Source organism: Sulfitobacter dubius, assembly GCF_900113435.1.
GTDB classification, from domain to species: Bacteria; Pseudomonadota; Alphaproteobacteria; order Rhodobacterales; family Rhodobacteraceae; genus Sulfitobacter; species Sulfitobacter dubius.
In genome coordinates this window covers 1,243,086-1,263,013 of the sequence record NZ_FOPG01000001.1, presented here as the reverse complement: position 1 = coordinate 1,263,013, position 19,928 = coordinate 1,243,086, and the positions used below count along the sequence as shown (strand labels likewise).

Below are 19,928 nucleotides of genomic sequence, written 5' to 3'. Positions count from 1 at the left end.
AAATGACGTTGCGGCACGTTCTCGGCTCAATTTTGACAGATTTGCCTGTTGTATGCTGCATCCGAAGCTTAAATTGAACCTAAGAAGGCTCATCACTGTGACCGAGCGGCGATGGGACATATGTAGCAATGAATAGCACGGACAGCACTTTTTCTCGCGATGATATTGCGATTGTCGGCATGGCGGTCACTGTTCCGGGGGCCGATGACGTTGATGCCTATTGGGCGAACCTGCGCGACGGCGTGAGCGCGCTTAAGCGGTTGGACGAGGCGCAATTGCGCGCGGCCGGAGAGAGCGCCGAGCGGATGGCACGGCCAAATTACGTGCCCGTCACCGCCGAAATGCCGGGCTATGACATGTTCGATGCAGAGTTCTTTGGTTTCTCTCCCAAAGATGCCGCAATCCTTGATCCGCAGCACCGCAAGTTTCTTGAAATCGCATGGCAGGCGATGGAGCAGGCGGGCCATATGCCAGAGACCCTCTCGGGCCCTGTAGGGGTCTATGCGGGCTGTGGCATGGGCAGCTATTTCTATTTCAACATCTGCTCGAACCCTGAATTGGTGGATGATGTGGGCATGTTCCTGCTGCGCCATACCGGGAACGATAAGGATTTCCTTTCGACCCGTGTGAGCCATGTGCTTGACCTCAAGGGCCCGTCGATCAACCTGCAAACCGCCTGTTCCACGTCGCTGGTGGCGATCCATTATGCCGCGCAGGCGTTGCGGGCGGGTGAGATTGATATGGCGCTGGCGGGCGGGGTGACGATCGAGCTGCCGCAGGGCAGGGGCTATGAGTTCAAGGAAAACGAGATTCTCTCGCCCGACGGGGAATGCCACGCCTTTGATCACCGCGCGCAGGGAACCGTCTTTGGCTCTGGTGCAGGTGCCGTGGCACTGCGGCGGCTTGAGGATGCCATTGCCGATGGTGATCACATCTGGGCGGTTATCAAAGGGTCTGCGGTCAACAATGATGGGGCGGCCAAAGCAGGATATCTGGCGCCTTCGGTTGATGGGCAGACGGCTGCCATCGCCCGCGCGTTGGATGCAGCAGGTGTCGCGGCCCAAAGCATCGGCATGGTCGAATGCCACGGCACGGGCACCTATCTAGGCGATCCGATCGAAGTCGCCGCCCTGACCCAAGCCTACCGGGCCGAGACGCAGGCCGAGGATTTCTGCCGCATTGGATCGGTCAAAACCAACATTGGCCATCTGGATACCGCAGCCGGGGTTGCGGGGCTGGCAAAGGCCGCGCTTTCGCTGCACCATCACCAGATCCCGCCCTCGCTAGGCTATGAGGCGCCGAACCCCGCGATCCCGTTTGATGGCTCGCCGTTCCGTGTGAATGACCAGCTGTATGATTGGCCCGCACAGGCAACCCCGCGCCGTGCGGCGGTTAACGCGCTTGGCGTTGGCGGGACCAATGCGCATATGATCCTTGAAGAAGCGCCCGTGCGCAGGGCGTCCGAGGAAAGCGATTTCCCCTTCCATGTGCTGTGCCTATCGGGCCGCAATAAGGCCGCACTTGAGGCCAATGGCGCCGCACTGGCCGCGCATCTACGTGCGCATCCCGAACAGCCGCTGGCCGATGTGGCATTCACCCTGAAACAAGGGCGCCGCGCCTTTGACAAACGCCGCGTGCTGGTGGCCGAAAGCCATGAAGAGGCCGCAGCGCTGTTGGAGAGTGGCGACAGCCGCCGCGTTTTTACCCATGACCATCTTGGCTCCGATCCCGAGGTCGCCTTCATGTTCCCCGGTGGTGGTGCGCAATATGCCGACATGGCCCGCGACCTTTATGAAACCGAGCCGGTCTTTGCCGAATGGATGGACCGGGGGCTGGCGCATCTGGAGCCGGAGCTTGATTATGATATCCGCGCGATTTGGTTGCCAGAGCCTGAGGTCCGCGCCGCAGCTGAGGCCAAGCTGAAAAAGCCTTCGGTGCAACTGCCGCTGATCATGATCGTGGAATATGCATTGGCGCAGCTTTGGATGTCTTGGGGCGTGAAACCTGCTGCGCTGGTGGGGCATTCCATGGGCGAAAACGTTGCCGCCTGTTTGGCCGGGGTGATGCGCTTTGAAGAGTGTATCGACCTTGTTCTACTGCGTGGACGGCTGTTTGACGAAGTCCCAGCAGGCGGGATGATCAGCATCTCTGCCCCGCTTGAAAAGATCACTCCGCATCTGGGCCAAGACCTTGATATCGCCAGCGTGAATGGCCCGGAACTGATCGCAATTTCCGGCCCCGACAGTGCGCTTGTCGCCTTGCAGGAACGTCTGACGAAGGCTGGACTTGAGCACCAGAGGATCGCCATCGACATCGCCGCCCATTCGCGAATGTTGGACCCGATCCTTGACCGCTACCGCGCCTTTCTAGCCAAGCTGGACCTGCGCGTGCCTCAGATGCCTTTCCTATCAAACCGGACGGGGCAGTTGATCACGGCAGAGCAGGCCACAGACCCTGACTATTGGGTCGAACAACTGCGTCACACGGTGAATTTTGCCGATTGCATTAGCCACCTTACCAGTGATGCCCCAAAGGTCTTCCTTGAGGTCGGACCGGGCAAGGCACTGTCGGCCTTGGCGCAGATGAACGCGGATGTGGCACCGGGGCAGGTGATGTCGTCGCTGCGTCACCCTGAACAGGAGATGGCAGATGATGCCTATTTCCTTGGCGTGATCGGGCGGCTATGGGCCTGCGGTGTCGAAGCCGACTGGGCGCAGATTTGGGGGGAGGCGCGGCGCAACCGTGTGCTGCTGCCGACCTATCAATTCCAGCGCGCGCGCTATTTCATCGAGCCGGGCAAGGCCGTGCAAAGTTCCCCCACACCGCAGCTGCAGCGCGAGGATGACATCGCCAAATGGGGTGCCGTGCCCCATTGGCAGCCGCGCTATGCTGAACGCGACATGCGTGTTTCCGGTCCGCTTAACTGGTTGATCTTTGCGGATAAGGCCGGGCTGGGGGCCGAGGCTGCCGCGCGGCTTCGCGCAGAAGGGCACCGCGTTGTGCAGGTCACCGCGGGCGATGCCTTTGCCCGCGTCAGTGCCGATCAGTTTACCATGGCTGCTGAACAGGGCCGTCCGAGCTATGATCAACTGCTGACCGCCCTAGAGGCCGATGGGCAGATGCCAGACCGGATCGCACATTTCTGGCTAACCGATGATACGGTGCAGCCGCGCCCCGGCTCCAGCAGGTTCGACCGCAATATCGAACAAGGGTTTTGGAGCCTGACGTGGCTTGCCCAAGCGCTGGCCGACGGGGAACGTGACGCGCCGCTGCATCTGAGTGTTTTCACCACTGGGGCAACGCAGATTGGTGACGCGGTTCTGGCTTATCCCGAAAAGGCGCTGATTTCCGGCCCTGTTGGGGTGATGGCGCGTGAACTGCCGGGGCTGACGGCGTCGCAGATTGATTTGGCTGTCGCGCAAGCGCCGGCACAGGCGGGGTGGTTCGCAAAACCCGTGGCCGCTGTGCCGGTGATCGACGCGGATGACCTTTTGGAAGAGCTTCTTGCCAGCCCCGCCAACCTTCAGGTCGCTCACCGCGCTGGCCGCCGTTATGAGTTGGGCTACCGCGACGCTGCGCTGCCACAAAGCGATTTACCGGGGTGGAAGGCGCAAGGAAGCTACCTCATCACCGGGGGCTTTGGCGGCATCGGCCTGACCCTTGCGGCGGATATTCTGCACACCAAAGGCGCCCGCGTTATTCTGCTAAGCCGCGCCGCCCTACCGATGCGCCATGAATGGGAGAGCTATCTGGCCAGCCACGGCCCTGCCGATGCCACGGCCCGCCGTTTGCGTGCGGTGATGCGGCTTGAGGCACAGGCCGTGCAGTCTGGCGGTGCGATCGAGGTCGCCCGCGCAGATGTGGCGAACCTTGCGCAGATGCGTCGGGTGATCGACGATCTGACCACCCGTCACGGTGGGCTCACCGGGGTGATCCACGCCGCAGGCGTGCTGGACGACGCGCCACTTCTGGCAAAATCCGATGCGGGTATCGATGCGGTGCTGGCCCCCAAGTTGCAGGGTTTGCGAGTCTTGGATCAACTTTTGCCGGATGGCGCGCTTGATCTGATGGTGTTGTTTTCTTCAACCTCTACGGCCACCCGCGCGGCGGGGCAGTTGGATTATGTCGCGGCGAATGCATGGCTGAATGCCTTTGCGCAATCGCGCCGGGATGCGCAGACACGCGTCGTCGCAGTGAATTGGGGTGTTTGGGCCGATGTCGGCATGGCCGCTGAAACACTCGGAGGGGGCGGCACCGTAGCGCTGCCCGCACGCGCGATCAATGCGGCGTTGCTTGAAGCCGCCGGATCTGGCGATAGCGGTGCCCCTGAATTCATGACCGAAATCGCGACAGAGCATTGGCTGCTGGACCAGCACCGCACCAGCGACGGGCGCGCAATTATGCCCGGAACAGGCTATATCGAGCTTTTGGCCGAAGCGGCACAGGCCCAAGGATTGGCCAGTTTCACGCTGCAAGACCTTTATTTCCTACGGCCCTTGCCGCTGGCCGATGGGACGCGGCGCAAGATCAAGATCACCCTGCACCCCGAGGGTACAGGCTTTGCTGCTGAACTGCGCAGCGCCTGTGTGGTGAACGGCAAAGCCGCATGGCAGTTGCATGTGCAAGCGCGTTTGATGCCTGCTGAGCCGGGTGCTGAAACGCTTGACTTAGATGCTATCGCTGCCCGTTGCCCCACCGTTGTGCGGGCTGAGTCCGATGATCGTTTGCCCGCCGCCCAAGAGGCGCATCTAAAGTTTGGCCCACGTTGGCACGTGTTGCAACGCACCGCCCTTGGGCAGGGCGAGGGGCTGGCGGACCTGCATCTGCCCAAGGCGGCGCAGGGCGATTTGACCGACGGCCATTTACTGCATCCCGGCCTGATGGACATCGCCACCGGTTGGGCCATGGCGCTCGTCCCCGGCTATGCTGCGCGCCACCTGTGGGTGCCGCTGTCCTATGGTGAGATCACGCTGCACGCCCCACTGCCTGCCGATATCCGATCTCATGTGCGGCTGGTCGAAGGGGCGGCTGCGTCGGGCTTTGCCCGCTTTGATGTGACGATCACCGATGCGCAGGGCGCACCCCTTGTCGACGTGCGCAATTTCGCGATGAAACGGCTCGAAGGCGCTTTTGCCGAGGTGCCAGCCCCCGATGCGCGCGAAGTGGTGTTTGAAGAGGGCGATATTACACCGACACTCAGCCCCGCCGAAGAACGGTTGGCCCGTATGGTACGCCAAGGCATCCGCGCGCTGGAGGGGCCAGAAGCCCTGCGCCGGGCATTGGCGCTGGACGTTCCGCAGGTCATGGTTTCATCCTTGCCATTGCAAAGCTTAATCGCACAGGCCGACGCCCCGGTGACGGAGGCTGCGCCCCAAGGGCAAAGTTTCGAGCGCCCGGATCTGGATGGCAGTTTTGTCGCACCGCGCAATGCGATCGAAGAAAAACTGGCTGAAATTTGGTCGAACCTTCTGGGCGTCAGCCCAGTCGGGGTCGACGATAGTTTCTTTGACCTCGGAGGGCATTCGCTGATCGCCGTGCGGCTTTTTGCGGCGGTGAAACGAGAGTTTAAGGTCGAATTCCCGATCTCTGTCCTGTTCGAAGCACCCACGATCGCCAAATGCGCAGCGTTGATCGCGGCAGAACGGGGCGATTTGGCCGACGCTGACGCATCAGACACAACGCCTGCCGCGCCTCAGCAGCGGTTCAATTACCTTGTGCCGCTGAACCAATCGCGCAGCGATGCGACGCCGCTCTTTGTTGTCGCGGGCATGTTCGGCAACGTGCTGAACCTGCGTCACCTTGCCTTGCCCTTCAGCAATGAACGCCCAGTCTTTGGCATACAGGCCCGCGGATTGATCGGGGACGACGCCCCGCATGAAGAGGTGCAGGCCGCTGCCGCCGATTACATCGCCGAAATCCGCGCCCTACAGCCCCAAGGCCCCTATCTGCTGGCGGGGTATTCAGGCGGCGGGATCACATCCTATGAAATAGCCCAGCAATTGAAAGCCGCAGGGCAGGAGGTGGCCGTTCTAGCGATGCTCGATACGCCGCTGCCCGTGCGCCCATCGCTCAGTAAGATCGACAAGGCGTATATCAAATTGGCCGAGTTCAAGCGCAAGGGGCCAGCCTATCTGCTGGAATGGGCGGGTAACCGTTGGGCATGGGAGCGCGAGCGCCGTCGCGCGGTGCCTGATGCGGGCGGTGAGGCTGAGGCAGGTGTCTCTTTCAACAGCCTGCGCATTCAGGCGGCGTTCCTTCGCGCTGTAGGACAATATCAAACCCCCACTTGGGACGGCCCGCTGACACTGTTCCGGCCGCCGTTGGATCGCCATTGGGCGGTGTCCGGTGGCAATCACGTCACCGCCGAAAAGGAATATGTCTTTGAGGACAACGACTGGCGTCAGTTCGCGCCGCGCCTGCAGGTTGTCGAAGTGCCGGGTGATCATGTCAGCATGGTCCTTGCGCCCAACGTGACCGTGCTGGCGCAAGAACTGGCCGAAGTCATCGCAGCGGCGCTCTCCGAATACCCAGACAAGGCCGCAACACTGTCCGCTCACGCGGACAAGGCCCAACCTCAAGCAACGGCGGCAGAATGATGCAGCAAATGCCGCGCCTTTTGGTGGTTATCCTCAACTATCGCACCGCAGAGATGACCCTGCGCGCGGCAGAGGCTGCTCTGGCCGATATGCCCACCACAAACGCGGAATTGGTGATCGTCGACAATGACAGCGGTGACGGTTCTGCCGCGCTGCTGGCACAGGCGATCACGGAACGTGGCTGGGGGGTGGGTGACCGGGTGCGCCTTATCTCGGCCCCCGACAATGGCGGTTTTGGCGCGGGCAACAATGTCGCTATCCGGGCTGGCATGTCTGATGGGGCACCGCCCGATTTCGTGCATGTGGTGAACTCTGATGCTTTTCTGGACCCGGGCTGCATTGCGGGGCTATTGGCCCATCTGCAAGAACACCCCCGCGCGGGATTGGCCGGAAGCCATGTGCGCGGCGAAGATGATCTGCCCCATACCACGGCCTTTCGATTTCCGACTGCCGCCGGAGAGTTGGAGGGCGCTGCGCGGTTCGGCCCGCTGACGCGGTTGCTGTCGTCGTCAGTGGTTGCGCCGCCTTTGCCGGAAAGACCTGCACAGGTGGATTGGGTGGCCGGGGCCAGCGTCATGATGCGGTGGGATATGCTGGCCGAGATTGGCCTCTTTGATGAAGAGTATTTCTTGTATTACGAGGAAACCGACCTTTGCCTGCGTGCCGCGCGGGCGGGTTGGGATTGTTGGTATGTGCCGCAGGCGCGATGCGTGCATGTGGGGTCCGTCTCGACAGGGATGAAGGAATGGCGTCGCATGCCGCGATACTGGTTCGATAGCCGCCGCCGATATTTCACAAAAAATCACGGGCGTGCCTATGCCGCGTTGGCCGTTTTGGCGCGGCTTCTCGGCGGCGGTCTGCACCATTTGCGTTGCCTTTTGACAGGGCGCAGACCCGAAGATGCGCCGGGCTTTTACCGTGACCTTGCGGCCCATGCGCTTACCGCCAGACGCTCTGCCGCCACGACCAAAAAACCGCCCCGCTGCCCCGCCACGGAGGATCGTTCATGACCGCCAGTTTCAAGACTAATCCGTTCTCTGCCCTGCTCATGGGGGACGAATCCCTGACCATCGCTTGCGGTGACATGATTTTGGCGGGGGGGCACCAGATCGCCGCCGTGATCAGCCGCGATGATACGGTGCGTGATTGGGCCGAACGGCAGGGGCTGACGATTTACCGCGCGGCCGATGATCTATTGCAGGCAGGGGTCACTGCCGATTGGTTGTTGAGCATCGCCAACCTGCGCCTAATCTCTGACGCAGTTTTGGCGCTGCCGACCCGTGGCGCGATCAACTTTCACGATGGGCCGCTGCCGCGCTATGCCGGGCTGAACACCCCCGCTTGGGCGATCATGAACGGCGAAGCGCAGCATGGGGTCAGTTGGCACCTGATCGAGGCGGGCGTGGACAAAGGCGATTTGCTGGCGCAGCGCATGGTGGATATCGCCGCAGATGAGACGGCCTTTAGCCTGAATTCCAAATGCTATGCTGCCGGAATGGAAAGCTTTGGCGAGGTCTTGGCGCAGTTGGAAAGCGGCAGCTTGCAGACCACCCCGCAAGACCTGAGCCAGCGAAGCTATTTTGCCCGTGACAAGCGGCCCGCAGGCGGCGGCGTCATCGACTTTGCGAATGACGCACAGACGATCTCTGCGCTGGGGCGTGGTTTGAACTTTGGCGAATATTGGAACCCGCTTACCACGGCCAAGGTCGTGGACGCCGCGGGGCATGTGCTGACTGTATCAAGCGTGGAGGTGCTAGAGACGACAGGCGGCACCCCCGGTGAGGTGATCTCGGTGAAGGGCGCGCGGCTGGTCGTGTCCGCAGCAGACGCACAAATGGCCTTAGAGGGGCTGCGCGACATTTCCGGCGACCCCATTGTTTTATCAGATGTCTTCAAACCGGGTGAGCGGTTGCCGAGCAGCGCAGGAGCATCCCCCACGCCCGCTGAAGAACCGCAGTGGCGGCGTGCTTTGGCGGGCTTTGATCCGCTGCCAGTTCCGTTGGCCGATGCACCCGCCGGGGCCGCAAGGTTTACTCAGCGAAACATCCCGTTGCCGCAAGATCTTGAACAATCGCTGCAAGTTATCGCCGCTGCGCTGGTGGCTTTGCGTAGCGCCGGGCGGGGCGATGGGGGCCTTGCACTGTGCCGCCAAGCAGAGCCCGCGCCGCTACTGGCCGATTGGTTGCCGATAACCGTTACGGCAGAGGCGGGGACGACGATTGCCGATGTGCTGGAGCTACTGACACCGCAACTCTCCCACGCCACCAATTCTGCGGGTTTTGCCCGAGACCTGCCGCTGCGTGATCCGGCGATTGGCCCGCTTGAGACACCGGATTTTGCGATTTCATTCGGGACTGCCCCCCTCACTGGCGCGGCGTTGACCCTTTGCCTGACGCCCGAGGGAGCCATGTTGCTCGCCGATGGCACGCGGCTCTCCGAGGATGCGACCAATCTGCTTGCCGCGCGTTTGGAGGCTGCCTTTGCCAAGGTTGCGGATGCGCCCGATTGTGGCACAGTCTGGGCGCTGTCCGGGGCCGAGGAGCAATTGCTAAACCGCGTGAACGCGACCGAACGCAACTATGATCCCCTCACCCTTCATGCGGCATTTGAGGTACAAGTGGCTCGGGCGCCAGATGCACCAGCGCTGGTGTTCGAAGGCGAAACGCTAAGCTATGCCACGCTTAACGCGCGCGCCAATCAACTGGCGCATGTGCTGCGCGATATGGGGGTGGGGCCGGGCATGCCTGTGGCGCTCTGCACCGCGCGGGGCGTAGACCTTTTGGTGGGTGCGCTTGGGATTTTGAAAGCTGGGGCGGCCTATGTGCCGCTCGACCCGGCTTATCCGGCCGACCGTCTGGCGCATTATCTTTCCGACAGTGGGGCGTCGGTGGTTGTGACGCAATCGACCCTGACGGCAAGTCTGCCAACGCATAGCGCACAGGTACTAGAGATCGACCGCGACCCACGCCTTGCCAATGCATCCGACGAGAACCCGACCGCCGATGCCGGGCCTGATGACCTCGCCTATTTGATTTATACCTCCGGCTCGACCGGTACACCAAAGGGCGTGATGGTTAGCCACGGCAATGTGGCGAATTTCTTTGCCGGAATGGACGACCGCATCGACCATGAGGCGGGTGCGGTCTGGCTCGCGGTGACCAGCCTCAGTTTTGATATCTCGGTGCTAGAGCTGTTCTGGACCCTCGCGCGGGGCTTCAAGCTGGTGTTGGCGGGCGATGACAGCCGGGCGCTGATGTCGAATGGTCCGATTGCCACCAGCGACCGCAAGATCGACTTCAACCTGTTTTATTGGGGCAATGACGATGGCGTTGGCCCCAAGAAATACGAACTGCTGCTCGAAGGGGCCAAATTCGCGGATGCCAATGGCTTCAACGCCGTCTGGACGCCCGAGCGGCACTTTCATGCCTTTGGTGGCCCTTACCCGAACCCCTCCGTCACCGGCGCTGCCGTGGCAGCGGTGACGCAAAACCTCGATGTGCGGGCCGGTTCTTGCGTGGCCCCGCTCCATCACCCCGCGCGGATCGCCGAGGAATGGGCGGTGATCGACAATCTGACCAATGGGCGGGTCGGCTTGGCCATCGCCAGTGGCTGGCAGCCTGACGATTTCGTGCTCCGCCCGGAAAACACACCGCCGCAGAACAAGCCCGCGATGTATGACGCCATCGACCAGCTGCGCAAGCTCTGGGCCGGGGAACCAGTAGAGTTCCCCCGCGGCGATGGCACACCCCATGCAGTGGTGACGCAGCCGCGGCCCGTGTCGACAGTCCTGCCCATTTGGGTAACCACGGCTGGCAATCCGCAGACGTGGAAAGAGGCGGGGGAGATTGGCGCCAATGTGTTGACCCACTTGCTTGGCCAATCCGTGGAAGAGGTCGCGGATAAGATCAAAATCTACCACGACGCTTTGCGCGGCGCGGGCCATGATCCGGCGGACCATAAAGTCACGGTGATGCTGCACAGCTACCTGGCGGATACGCGCGACGAGGCCGAAGAGGGGGCGCGCGAACCGATGAAAGACTACCTGCGCTCGGCGGCGGGGCTTATCAAACAATACGCTTGGGCCTTCCCGGCCTTCAAGAAACCGGCGGGCACGACGAACCCCTTCGAGATCGATCTTGAGGGGCTTTCGCCTGAGGAAATGGACGCGATCCTTGAGTTCGCCTTTCAGCGCTATTTCAACGACAGCGGCATGTTCGGCACCGTGGCCGACGGTCTGGCGCGGGCCGAGCAACTCAAGCGGATCGGCGTGGATGAGATCGCCTGCCTGATCGACTACGGCATTCCGACGGACAAGGTAATGGCGGGGCTCAAGCCCTTGGCCGCGGTGCTGCGCCGCGCCAATCTGGGCGGGCAACCGGCGGCGGATGACCACTCCATCGCCGCGCAGATCATCCGCCACGGGGTGACCCATCTGCAATGCACGCCATCAATGGCGCAGATGATGGTGATGAACGATGAAGCGCGCGGTGCGCTGGCGCGGGTGACATCCTTGATGATCGGGGGGGAGGCGTTGCCCGGCACGTTGTCTCGCGCACTGCGTGAGGCGACGCAGGCACAGATCCAAAACATGTATGGGCCGACAGAGACGACGATCTGGTCGACCACCCATGTGCTACAAGACGCGCAAGCAACCACTGCGCCCATCGGCACGCCGATTGCCAATACGCAGGTCCATGTACTGGATGATGCGCTGCAACCGCTGCCCATTGGGGCTGCGGGCGCACTTTGGATCGGTGGTGATGGGGTGACGCAGGGCTACTGGCAGCGGGCCGAAATGACCGCTGAGAGGTTCATCGCGGACCCTTTTGCCGTTTCGGGCCGGATCTATAATACGGGCGATCTGGTGCGGATGGACGCCGAGGGCGTGCTGCATTTTGAAGGCCGTGCCGATGCGCAGGTCAAAATACGCGGGCATCGTATCGAATTGGGAGAGGTTGAGGCGCGGCTGGCGGAATTGCCCGGCGTGCGCCAAGCCGTGGCCGTGCTGCGCGACGACGCAGGGCAGGGTGGTGCGCAGCTTGTTGGCTATGTCGTCGCGGATGCCACTGTTGAGAGTGACAGCGCGCGGCGTCAGCTTGCAGCGAATTTGCCAGATATCATGGTGCCGCAGGCCATTGTCACGCTGCCTGCCATGCCTCTGACACCCAACAAGAAAATCGACCGTAAGGCCCTGCCGGCGCCCGTGAAGCGAACCGCCGCGCCCGCACGTGAGACGCCAGAAGCCAGCCCAGTCGAAGGCAGCCAAGCCGCCATCGCGCAGGTCTGGGGCGCGCTTTTGGGGGTTGCTGACATTCGCGGGGCCGATAATTTCTTTGCCTTGGGGGGGCATTCTCTTTTGGCGGTGCAGGCACATCGCGACATCAAAGCCGCCTTGAACACCAGCGCTTTGTCGATCACCGATATCTTCCGCTTTCCGACCCTTTCGGGGCTGGCCGCGCATATTGACGGGCTGAGCGGTAAGGTGTCAGCACCTACTGCTGCACCCTCGGATGTTGATGCGCCTGCACGGTCTGAAACCATGTCCAAGCGCCGGATGATGCGCGCGGGGCGTGGGCGCGGGCAAGGCTAAGATGACCCAAGAGGCCGAGATTGCGGCGGCGGTGCGCAGGTTGTTTGACCTGCCTGTCGCCGTGGCCGTAACGCGGCCTGACGCTGTTCATCCAGTCTTGTGGGAGGGCGAAGCCACCTTGATCGCCCGCGCGCGACCTGCACGGATCGCAGAGTTCACCGCCGGCCGCAGCGCGGCACGAGATGCGATGCGTCAACTTGGATATGCGCCTGAACCCATTCTCGCCACCTCCGATCGCGCGCCGATCTGGCCGCCGGGGCTTGTGGGGTCAATTAGCCATTGCGCGGATTGGTGTATCGCCGTGCTGGCACCCCAAAGCGACATGCGCGCCCTTGGCGTGGATATCGAAGACGACGGCCCGCTGCCCGCAGACCTGCTGCAAGAAGTCTGTAGCCCAATAGAGGTCGCCCGTCTGCAAGGGCAGGCGCCGTTGGGGGCTGCCAAACGCATCTTCTGCGCCAAAGAAGCGGCCTATAAAGCGCAGTATCCACTGACGAAAACGCTGTTCGGCTTTGACCAGTTAGAGGTCACATTGACCGAGGGCGCCACCGCATTTGAGGCGGAATTTACCCAAGCCACTGAATGCTTTACCCGCGGCGAGAAGCTGCCGGGGCGGGTCGCCCTTGTGGCGGGCCACCTTGTCAGCGGGGTGGCGATTGGGCAGATTGATCGCAAAGGAGCTTGATCCCATGGTCGCACTGTCACGCCGCGTTTTTCTAGGCGGAGCCGCCCTTGCCAGCCTTGGCGGCGGGACGTGGTTCTTTCGCCGGGCGCAGGTACAAGATTGCGCGAAGGACCTCTATGCCATGCCGTTGACCGCGCCGAATGGTCCTATGCAGGTTTACCATCTGGGGCATTCATTGGTGGGCCACGACATGCCCGCGATGCTGGCGCAGATGGTGGGGGCGGGGCACAGTTTTCACAGTCAGACCGGGTGGGGCACCTCCCTGCGCGAACATTGGGAGCCGGATGAGGCGATTAACGGATTTGAACGCTCCAACGATCACGCGCAGCACCGTCCGGCCCGCGCTGCCATAGGATCGGGCGATTATGACGCCGTGGTGTTGACCGAGATGGTCGAAATTGCCGATGCCATTCGTTATCACGACAGCCCTGACTACCTTGCCCGCTGGGCCAGTCTGGCACATGAGGCCCGTCCCGATACCCGCATTTACCTTTATGAAACATGGCACCACACCGATGATGGTAACGGCTGGCTAAACCGCATCGACCGTGACCTTGACAAATACTGGCGCGATGAGGTGCTCTACCCCGCTTTGCATCACTCTGAGGTGCCTGTGCATCTGATCCCCGCCGGTCAGGCCATGGCGGCCTTTGTCCGTGCGGTTGAGCAGACTGGTGGGGTTGGCGGTATTGTCAGCCTGCATGATTTATTCTCGCGCGACGATAATGGTCGCTCGGACACGATCCATTTTAACGATCAGGGGGCCTATCTTGTGGCGCTGACCCATTACGCGACGCTTTATCACCGTGACCCGGCGGGCCTGCCGCATCAATTGAACCGCGCCGATGGCACCCCAGCCAATACGCCAAGTGCTGAGGCCGCCCAACTAATGCAACGCGTGGTCTGGGATGTCGTTCGCGCCCATCCCGACAGCGGGGTCGCAGCATGAGCGGTCTGGGCAGTCTGTTTTCCGTTCTCATGGTGGGGCATAGCCTGTTTGGCACTGACGGGCCGGATATGCTGCAAGAGACGCTGCGGGCCGGATTGGGGCAGGGCGAGGTGCGCGCCCAGATCATCAACGGTGCGCCCCTACGTCATAATTGGCAGGAATCGTCCAGCGCCGAAGGCGTTGATGCACGCGTCGTGCTGCCCGAGGGGCAAACCACCCATCTGATCTTGACCGAGGCGATCCCGCTGGCCAATCACACGCGCTGGTCGGATACCGAAGTTTACGTGCAGGCATTCTTTGACCTTGCTGCAAATGCCAACCCTGCGGCAAAGGTCTATCTGCAAGAGACGTGGCATTCGCTAAAAAGCGGCAGCGGTGAAACTGTTGAATACGACGACAATGCCCATATCCCGTGGCGCGAGCGGTTGGAAAGTGATCTGCCGGTATGGGAGGGGATCGCGGCCTCTGTTGCGGAAGGGCGCAGTTCAGACAGCGCAACGATTGAGTTGATCCCAGCCGGGCAGGCGATGGCACAGCTATACGATGAGATTGCAGCCGACCGCGTGCCGGGGCTGACCCAGATCGACGCGCTTTTTGCGGATGACATTCACCTGAACGATCTTGGCCATTATTTCGTTGCGATGGCGCAATACGCTACGCTGACGGGCAAAAACCCGTTGGGGTTACCGAGCGACTTCAACAATCGCTGGGGCAAGGCATTTGAAACACCCCCCCCCGATCTCGCACGAGAACTTCAGCGTGTGGCGTGGGATGCGGTGCGCGCCTATCAAAGCAGCGCCGTGGTGCCGGTTCCCCCGGCGTCGCGCCCGGCGGCAGACGACAATGCACAGACCGCGCCGATCACCCCCACGGGGCCACCGGCGACAGCAGAAACTGTGAACACGCAGGCCGAAATGCCTCCGGCGCCAGTGCTCAGTGCCCCCTTTGAAATCGTCGCACCCGAGAGTGCTGTCAAAGGCACGCGCGCTATGGGCACCAACCTTGCCAGTGTTACCGATTGGAGCGTTCAGGCGCCGTTTCTTGATCTGATGAAAACCGCGCGCCCATGGCTTGGCCATATGCCGGGGCGCTTTGGCGGTATGGAATATGCGCAATTGGTTGACGGCGGCTACCTCAGTGCAGAGGGCTGGCCGATCAAGATGCCACGGGAATTGGGCAGTATCGGCACGCTGATCCTGACCGATATGCCAAAGGAGGCAGCATCGCTAGAAGGGCGTTATTTGCTGCGGTTCAATGGCACAGGCGTGATCGAGGTTGCGGGGCGGGCCAAGAATGTACGCTATGGCAAGAATGAGGTCCGGTTCGACTATGCACCGGGGCCGGGCAGCGTGGAAATTCGCATTCAACGGATGCATCGGAGCGACCCGCCGCGCGATATCACCGTGGTGCGCGAGGATCGGGCCGCCGCTTTTGATGCAGGCGCACGGTTCAACCCGGATTGGACCCAGCATCTGACGGGGATGAAGGTTCTGCGCTTTATGGATTGGATGGGCACCAATGACAGCCCCATCGCCACGTGGGAAAATCGCCCACGCCCTGAGGATGTGACTTATGCCCTGCGCGGCGTGCCGGTTGAAGTCATGGTGGCGCTGGCAAATGAGCTAAAGATCGACCCGTGGTTCAACATGCCGCATCTGGCAGAAGATGCCTATGTCACCGAATTCTCGACCTATGTATTAGAGACGTTGGACACAGACCTGACCACCTATGTTGAATTCTCCAATGAGGTTTGGAACTGGCAGTTCGCTCAGACCCGCTGGGCCGATGAAATGGCCCAAGCCCGTTGGGGAGAAGCCGAAAAGGGAATGCAGTTCTACGGCTTCCGCGCCGCCGAAGTTGCGCGGATTTGGACGGATGTCTTCGGCGACAAAGCAGACACAGGGTTGCGCAATGTGATTTCCAGCCAGACGGGGTGGCTGGGATTGGAAACCGAAGTGCTGGACGCACCGCTTTATGTCGCAGAAAAAGAAGGAAACAACCCGCCCGCCACTGCATTTGATGCCTACGCCATCACCGGATACTTCGGCGGAGTGCTGGGGCTGGAGGATAATGCCGAGATGGTGAACGGCTGGCTGTCCGACAGTCTTGCCACCGCCCGCGCGAAGGGAGAGGCGCAGGCGCTTAGCGGGGCCGACCTAGAGGCGTATATAGAGACACATCGCTATGACGCGGCCTCGGCCCTCGCGGCCCAAGACCTGCGCAATGGCGGCGCCAGTGGGCTTGAAAATGATACGTTGGCCGATTTGATCGGCCGTGTTTGGCCCTATCACGCAGCCGTGGCGCGGGCGCATGACCTTGATTTGGTGATGTATGAGGGCGGCACCCATGTGGTTGGGCTTGGTTCGCAGGTAGACAACGAGGCGTTGACCGACTTCTTTCACCACCTCAATTACACGCCTGAGATGGGCGCGCTTTATACTGATCTGATGGCCGGTTGGGAGGCTGTCGGCGGGCAATTGTTCACCCATTTCGCCGACGTTTATACCCCCACAAAATGGGGGTCTTGGGGCGCGCTGCGCTACCTCTCGGATGACAACCCGCGGTGGGATGCAGTGTCCACATGGCGCTAGCGGCTGCCAAATTTTCGGGGGTCAGTATCCTGATCCCCGCCCATGATGAGGCGGATTGGCTGCCTGCTTGCCTCGATGCGCTCTGCGCATCTGGCCCGGTCTCGGGGCCGGTTGAGGTGATTGTCGTGGCCAACGGTTGCACTGACGCGACCGCCGAAGTGGCCCGCAGGGAAGCATCGGTTTTCAAAGGGCGGGGCTGGACGTTGCGGGTGCTGGAACTAACCGAAGGCAGCAAGCTTAGCGCGTGGAACGCGGGCGAGGCGGCAGCGCGAGGTGAAGTCTTGGTCTATCTCGACGCCGATGTTTTGGTCTCCCCGCCCTTGTTGGGGCAGTTGGCCGAAGTGCTGGTCGACGCTGCGCCGCGCTATGCCAGCGGGGTCCCACGGGTGACTACAATGGGCGATTGGGTAACGCGCCATTACACACGTTTTTGGCGCACGACAGGCTTTATGACCCACGGCGTGCCGGGGTTTGGTATCTTTGCGATGAACCGAGCAGGGCGGGCGCGTTGGGGGGATTGGCCGAACATCATCTCGGATGATACCTTTGCGCGGCTGAACTTCCGCCCCGAAGAACGTATTGCGGTGGCCGCCACATATGATTGGCCGATGATCGAAGGATTCGCGTCACTGGTGCGTGTGCGGCGGCGGCAGGATGCGGGCGTGGCCGAGGTGGGGCGGCTCTTTCCCGAACTGATGCGAAACGATGATGCGCATGATGACATGCGCCCTTTCTGGAGACGCGTGCTCAGCGATCCGTTGGGGGGTATCGTCTTTATCGCCGTGCGTCTGACGATCCACGCCCCTGTCTTTCGCAGTGCAAATCGCTGGGTGCGGGGGCGTTAATGGGCAACATCTTGTATGAATTCGGCCAATTTGGCGGCCTCGCGGGTGACGTCATGGCGTGCGAAAACACGCGTGCGGGCCTTTGCCCCCATGCCATTTAATGCCGCTAAGGGTGCGTCATGTAGCGCTGTCATTGCCTCGGCCAAAGCGGTGACATCACCGGCAGGCACAAGCCAACCGGTTTCGCCGGGCTGCACCAACTCCGGTGTGCCTGCGATATAGGTGGCGATCACCGGGCGAGCGGCGGCCATGGCCTCCATCACCACCATGGGCAATCCTTCGGCAAAGCTGGGCATGACCAACGCATGGGCGGCGGCGAGTTCGGAGGTGACGCGGGCTTCATCGACCCAGCCGGTCAGTGTGACGCGGTCTGCAAGGCCATGGTGGGCAATCTCGGCCTCAATCGCGCGGCGCAATTCGCCGTCACCAATCAGCGTCAGATGCAGATCGGGATGGCTGTCACGCAGCTGCCCCATCGCTTCGATCAGGGCGATCTGGCCCTTTTGCTCAACGAAACGACCGATGGAGACCAAGCGACGTTCGCCATCGGGTAGGGGCGCAGGGGTGGGGAATTTGGCAGGCTCTATTCCGCAATGCACCACTTTGATGCGCGGCCAATCGGCAGGATCGGCCCAGCGGCAAAGTTGGCTGCGCCCAAATTGGCTGATCGCTACCGCAAAGGCGGCATGGTGAATTTTCGTGCCAAGGGACAGCGCGCGGGGGCTGTCGAATTCTTCGGGGCCATGGGTGGTGAAACTATAGCGCGGCCCGCCCAAACTGTGGCAGAGCATTGCGACCATGGTGGCATTGGTGCCGAAATGCGCGTGCAGATGTTCGACGCCGCTGCCCTCCAACTGATCGCGCAGGTAGCAAGCTTCGGCAAGATAGATGAGATGCCGCAAAAGCCCCGTCTCGGCCTGGCGTGCGGCCTGTCGGACATCCCGTAGTGCCTTGATGAATTGCGCGGGCGACCTGAGCAAACCGCGCAGACTGGCAGCGACAAGCGCCGTGCCACCGGCGGCCAAGACATAATGCGTGCGTGCATGCTCGGCCTTATCTTGCGCATCAATCAGCGGCACATCTGGGCCGCGCATGGCGAAACGCAAAACCTCATGGCCCGCCGCCTCCAACGCCGCGATCTCGCGCCGGATGAAGGAATGCGAGGGCTGCGGGTAGGTGTTGAGGATATAGGCGATCTTCACGGGGGCGCGGGCCTTGGGCTGGGGGCGATAATCATTGTTACCCGCCTGCTTGCCACTGGCACAAGGGCGGGCAAGCCTTTAGTCTTTCGGAAAGAAGTGGCAAAGGCGCGATATCGGGTGTTTTCAAAGGTTTCCCAAGCGGTGACAGGCAATCGCCTGATGGCCCGCGCCCTGCGTTCAACTTCTTGGATTGTGCTGGGCTATGGTGGTGCCCAAGCGATCCGGCTGGCGTCAAACCTGATCCTGACGCGCCTCCTGTTCCCCGAAGCCTTTGGGCTCATGGCCTTGATACAAGTGGTGATCGTTGGGCTGACGCTGTTTTCGGATGTGGGTATCGGACCGTCTATCGCCCAGAGCAAACGGGGCGATGACCGGGATTTTCTAAATACCGCCTGGACGATCCAAGCAATCCGGGGGGGGGGGCTATGGCTTGCGGCCTGCGCGCTGTCATGGCCGGTGGCGGTGTTCTATGGCGAGCCATCGCTGCTGGTTTATCTGCCCATCGCGGCGCTGAGCCTTGTGATCGCCGGGTTCAATCCCACAAGGATTGAGACCGCGCATCGGCATTTGCAGATGGGGCGGCTGACGCTATTGGATCTGGCGTCGCAGGTCATTGGAATCATCGTGATGATCATCGGTGCGGTGATCTATCAATCTGTGGCAGCGCTGGTCGTGGGCGGCGTGGTGGGCGCGCTGGCAAAACTGGCGCTGACCCATGCGTTTTTGCCGGGGCCGGGCAACCAATTCCGCTGGGAGCGACCCGCGGTGCAAGAACTGGTGCATTTCGGCAAGTGGATATTCCTATCCACGATGTTTTGGTTCTTTGCCAGCCAAGGTGACAAGGCGATCTTGGGCAAGTTCCTCTCGCTCGAAGGGCTCGGAATCTATAATATCGGCTATTTCCTTGCCAGTTTCCCGCTCATGCTGGGGCAGAATGTGACCGCCCGGGTGATGATCCCGATTTACCGCGAGGCGGGGGGCGGCGATCAGCCAAAGCTGCGACGGATGCGCTATGGGTTGAGCGGCGGGCTGCTGGCGTTGCTGGCGGTAATGGCACTGGCGGGGCCGTGGCTGGTGTCGGTTCTTTATGACCCACGGTATCTGCAAAGCGGGGCTATTCTGGTGATGCTGTCGCTTGCATTGATGCCGCAGGTGATCGGGATGACCTACGATCAAGCCGCGCTGGCCGCAGGGGATTCGCGGCGTTTTTTCATCTCTTCCGCCTCTCGGGCTAGCCTGCAGATCGGTATGTTGCTGGCGGGCGTGATCTATGCCGGGCTGCCCGGCGCGCTGTTTGGTCTGGGCGTGGCGATGCTGCTTTCACATCTCGTGCTGATCTGGTTGGCGCGGGCGCATGGTGTTTGGGATGCGCGCCATGATCTGACATTTGCCTTGCTGGGGGTAGGGCTTGGCGCTTTGGCAGTTTGGCTGCACTGGGATCGGGTGCTGGGTCTCAGCGCCACGGTCTAG

At 61.7% G+C, this 19,928-nt stretch carries 9 protein-coding genes; 8 read left to right on the top strand and 1 reads right to left on the bottom strand.

Translation table 11 applies throughout. From position 1 onward, the window contains the following. Positions 1-128: 128 nt before the first annotated feature. The 7 genes from BM229_RS06080 to BM229_RS06050 are packed head-to-tail and all read left to right on the top strand — an operon-like array spanning position 129 to position 17,256. Positions 129-6,596 carry a type I polyketide synthase gene (locus tag BM229_RS06080; RefSeq protein WP_093926730.1) on the top strand — a complete coding sequence of 2,156 codons (6,468 nt, stop codon included), beginning with the start codon at positions 129-131 and terminating at the stop codon, positions 6,594-6,596. Then, positions 6,593-7,606: a glycosyltransferase family 2 protein gene (locus BM229_RS06075; RefSeq protein WP_338117451.1), complete on the top strand. Its 1,014-nt coding sequence runs from the start codon at positions 6,593-6,595 to the stop codon at positions 7,604-7,606. The genes BM229_RS06080 and BM229_RS06075 overlap by 4 nt, the downstream gene beginning before the upstream one ends. Beyond that, complete coding sequence (locus tag BM229_RS06070) at positions 7,603-12,186, top strand: MupA/Atu3671 family FMN-dependent luciferase-like monooxygenase (protein WP_093926729.1); 4,584 nt, start codon at positions 7,603-7,605, stop codon at positions 12,184-12,186. Before BM229_RS06075 ends, BM229_RS06070 begins: the two co-directional genes overlap by 4 nt. 1 nt (position 12,187) lies before the next feature. Beyond that, positions 12,188-12,871 (top strand): 4'-phosphopantetheinyl transferase family protein, encoded by a 684-nt coding sequence (locus BM229_RS06065; protein WP_093926728.1) that lies wholly within the window; start codon positions 12,188-12,190, stop codon positions 12,869-12,871. Between the two features lie 4 nt (positions 12,872-12,875). Then, positions 12,876-13,820: a hypothetical protein gene (locus BM229_RS06060; RefSeq protein WP_093926727.1), complete on the top strand. Its 945-nt coding sequence runs from the start codon at positions 12,876-12,878 to the stop codon at positions 13,818-13,820. Next, positions 13,817-16,411 carry a ribosomal eL19 family protein gene (locus BM229_RS06055; protein ID WP_093926726.1) on the top strand — a complete coding sequence of 865 codons (2,595 nt, stop codon included), beginning with the start codon at positions 13,817-13,819 and terminating at the stop codon, positions 16,409-16,411. The genes BM229_RS06060 and BM229_RS06055 overlap by 4 nt, the downstream gene beginning before the upstream one ends. Next, the gene (locus BM229_RS06050; protein WP_093926725.1) at positions 16,402-17,256 is read left to right on the top strand and encodes a glycosyltransferase family 2 protein; all 855 of its coding nucleotides are present in this window, start codon (positions 16,402-16,404) and stop codon (positions 17,254-17,256) included. Before BM229_RS06055 ends, BM229_RS06050 begins: the two co-directional genes overlap by 10 nt. Here the strand turns inward: BM229_RS06050 and BM229_RS06045 are convergent. Beyond that, entirely contained in the window at positions 17,253-18,458 is a 1,206-nt protein-coding gene (locus tag BM229_RS06045) for a glycosyltransferase family 4 protein (protein WP_093926724.1), read from the bottom strand. The two genes, BM229_RS06050 and BM229_RS06045, sit on opposite strands and share 4 nt — an antisense overlap. Before the next feature lie 159 nt (positions 18,459-18,617). On the opposite strand from BM229_RS06045, the gene BM229_RS06040 reads away from it, so the two are divergent. Then, a complete protein-coding gene (locus BM229_RS06040) occupies positions 18,618-19,928 on the top strand; it encodes an oligosaccharide flippase family protein (RefSeq protein ID WP_093927234.1) in 1,311 nt (436 codons plus the stop codon).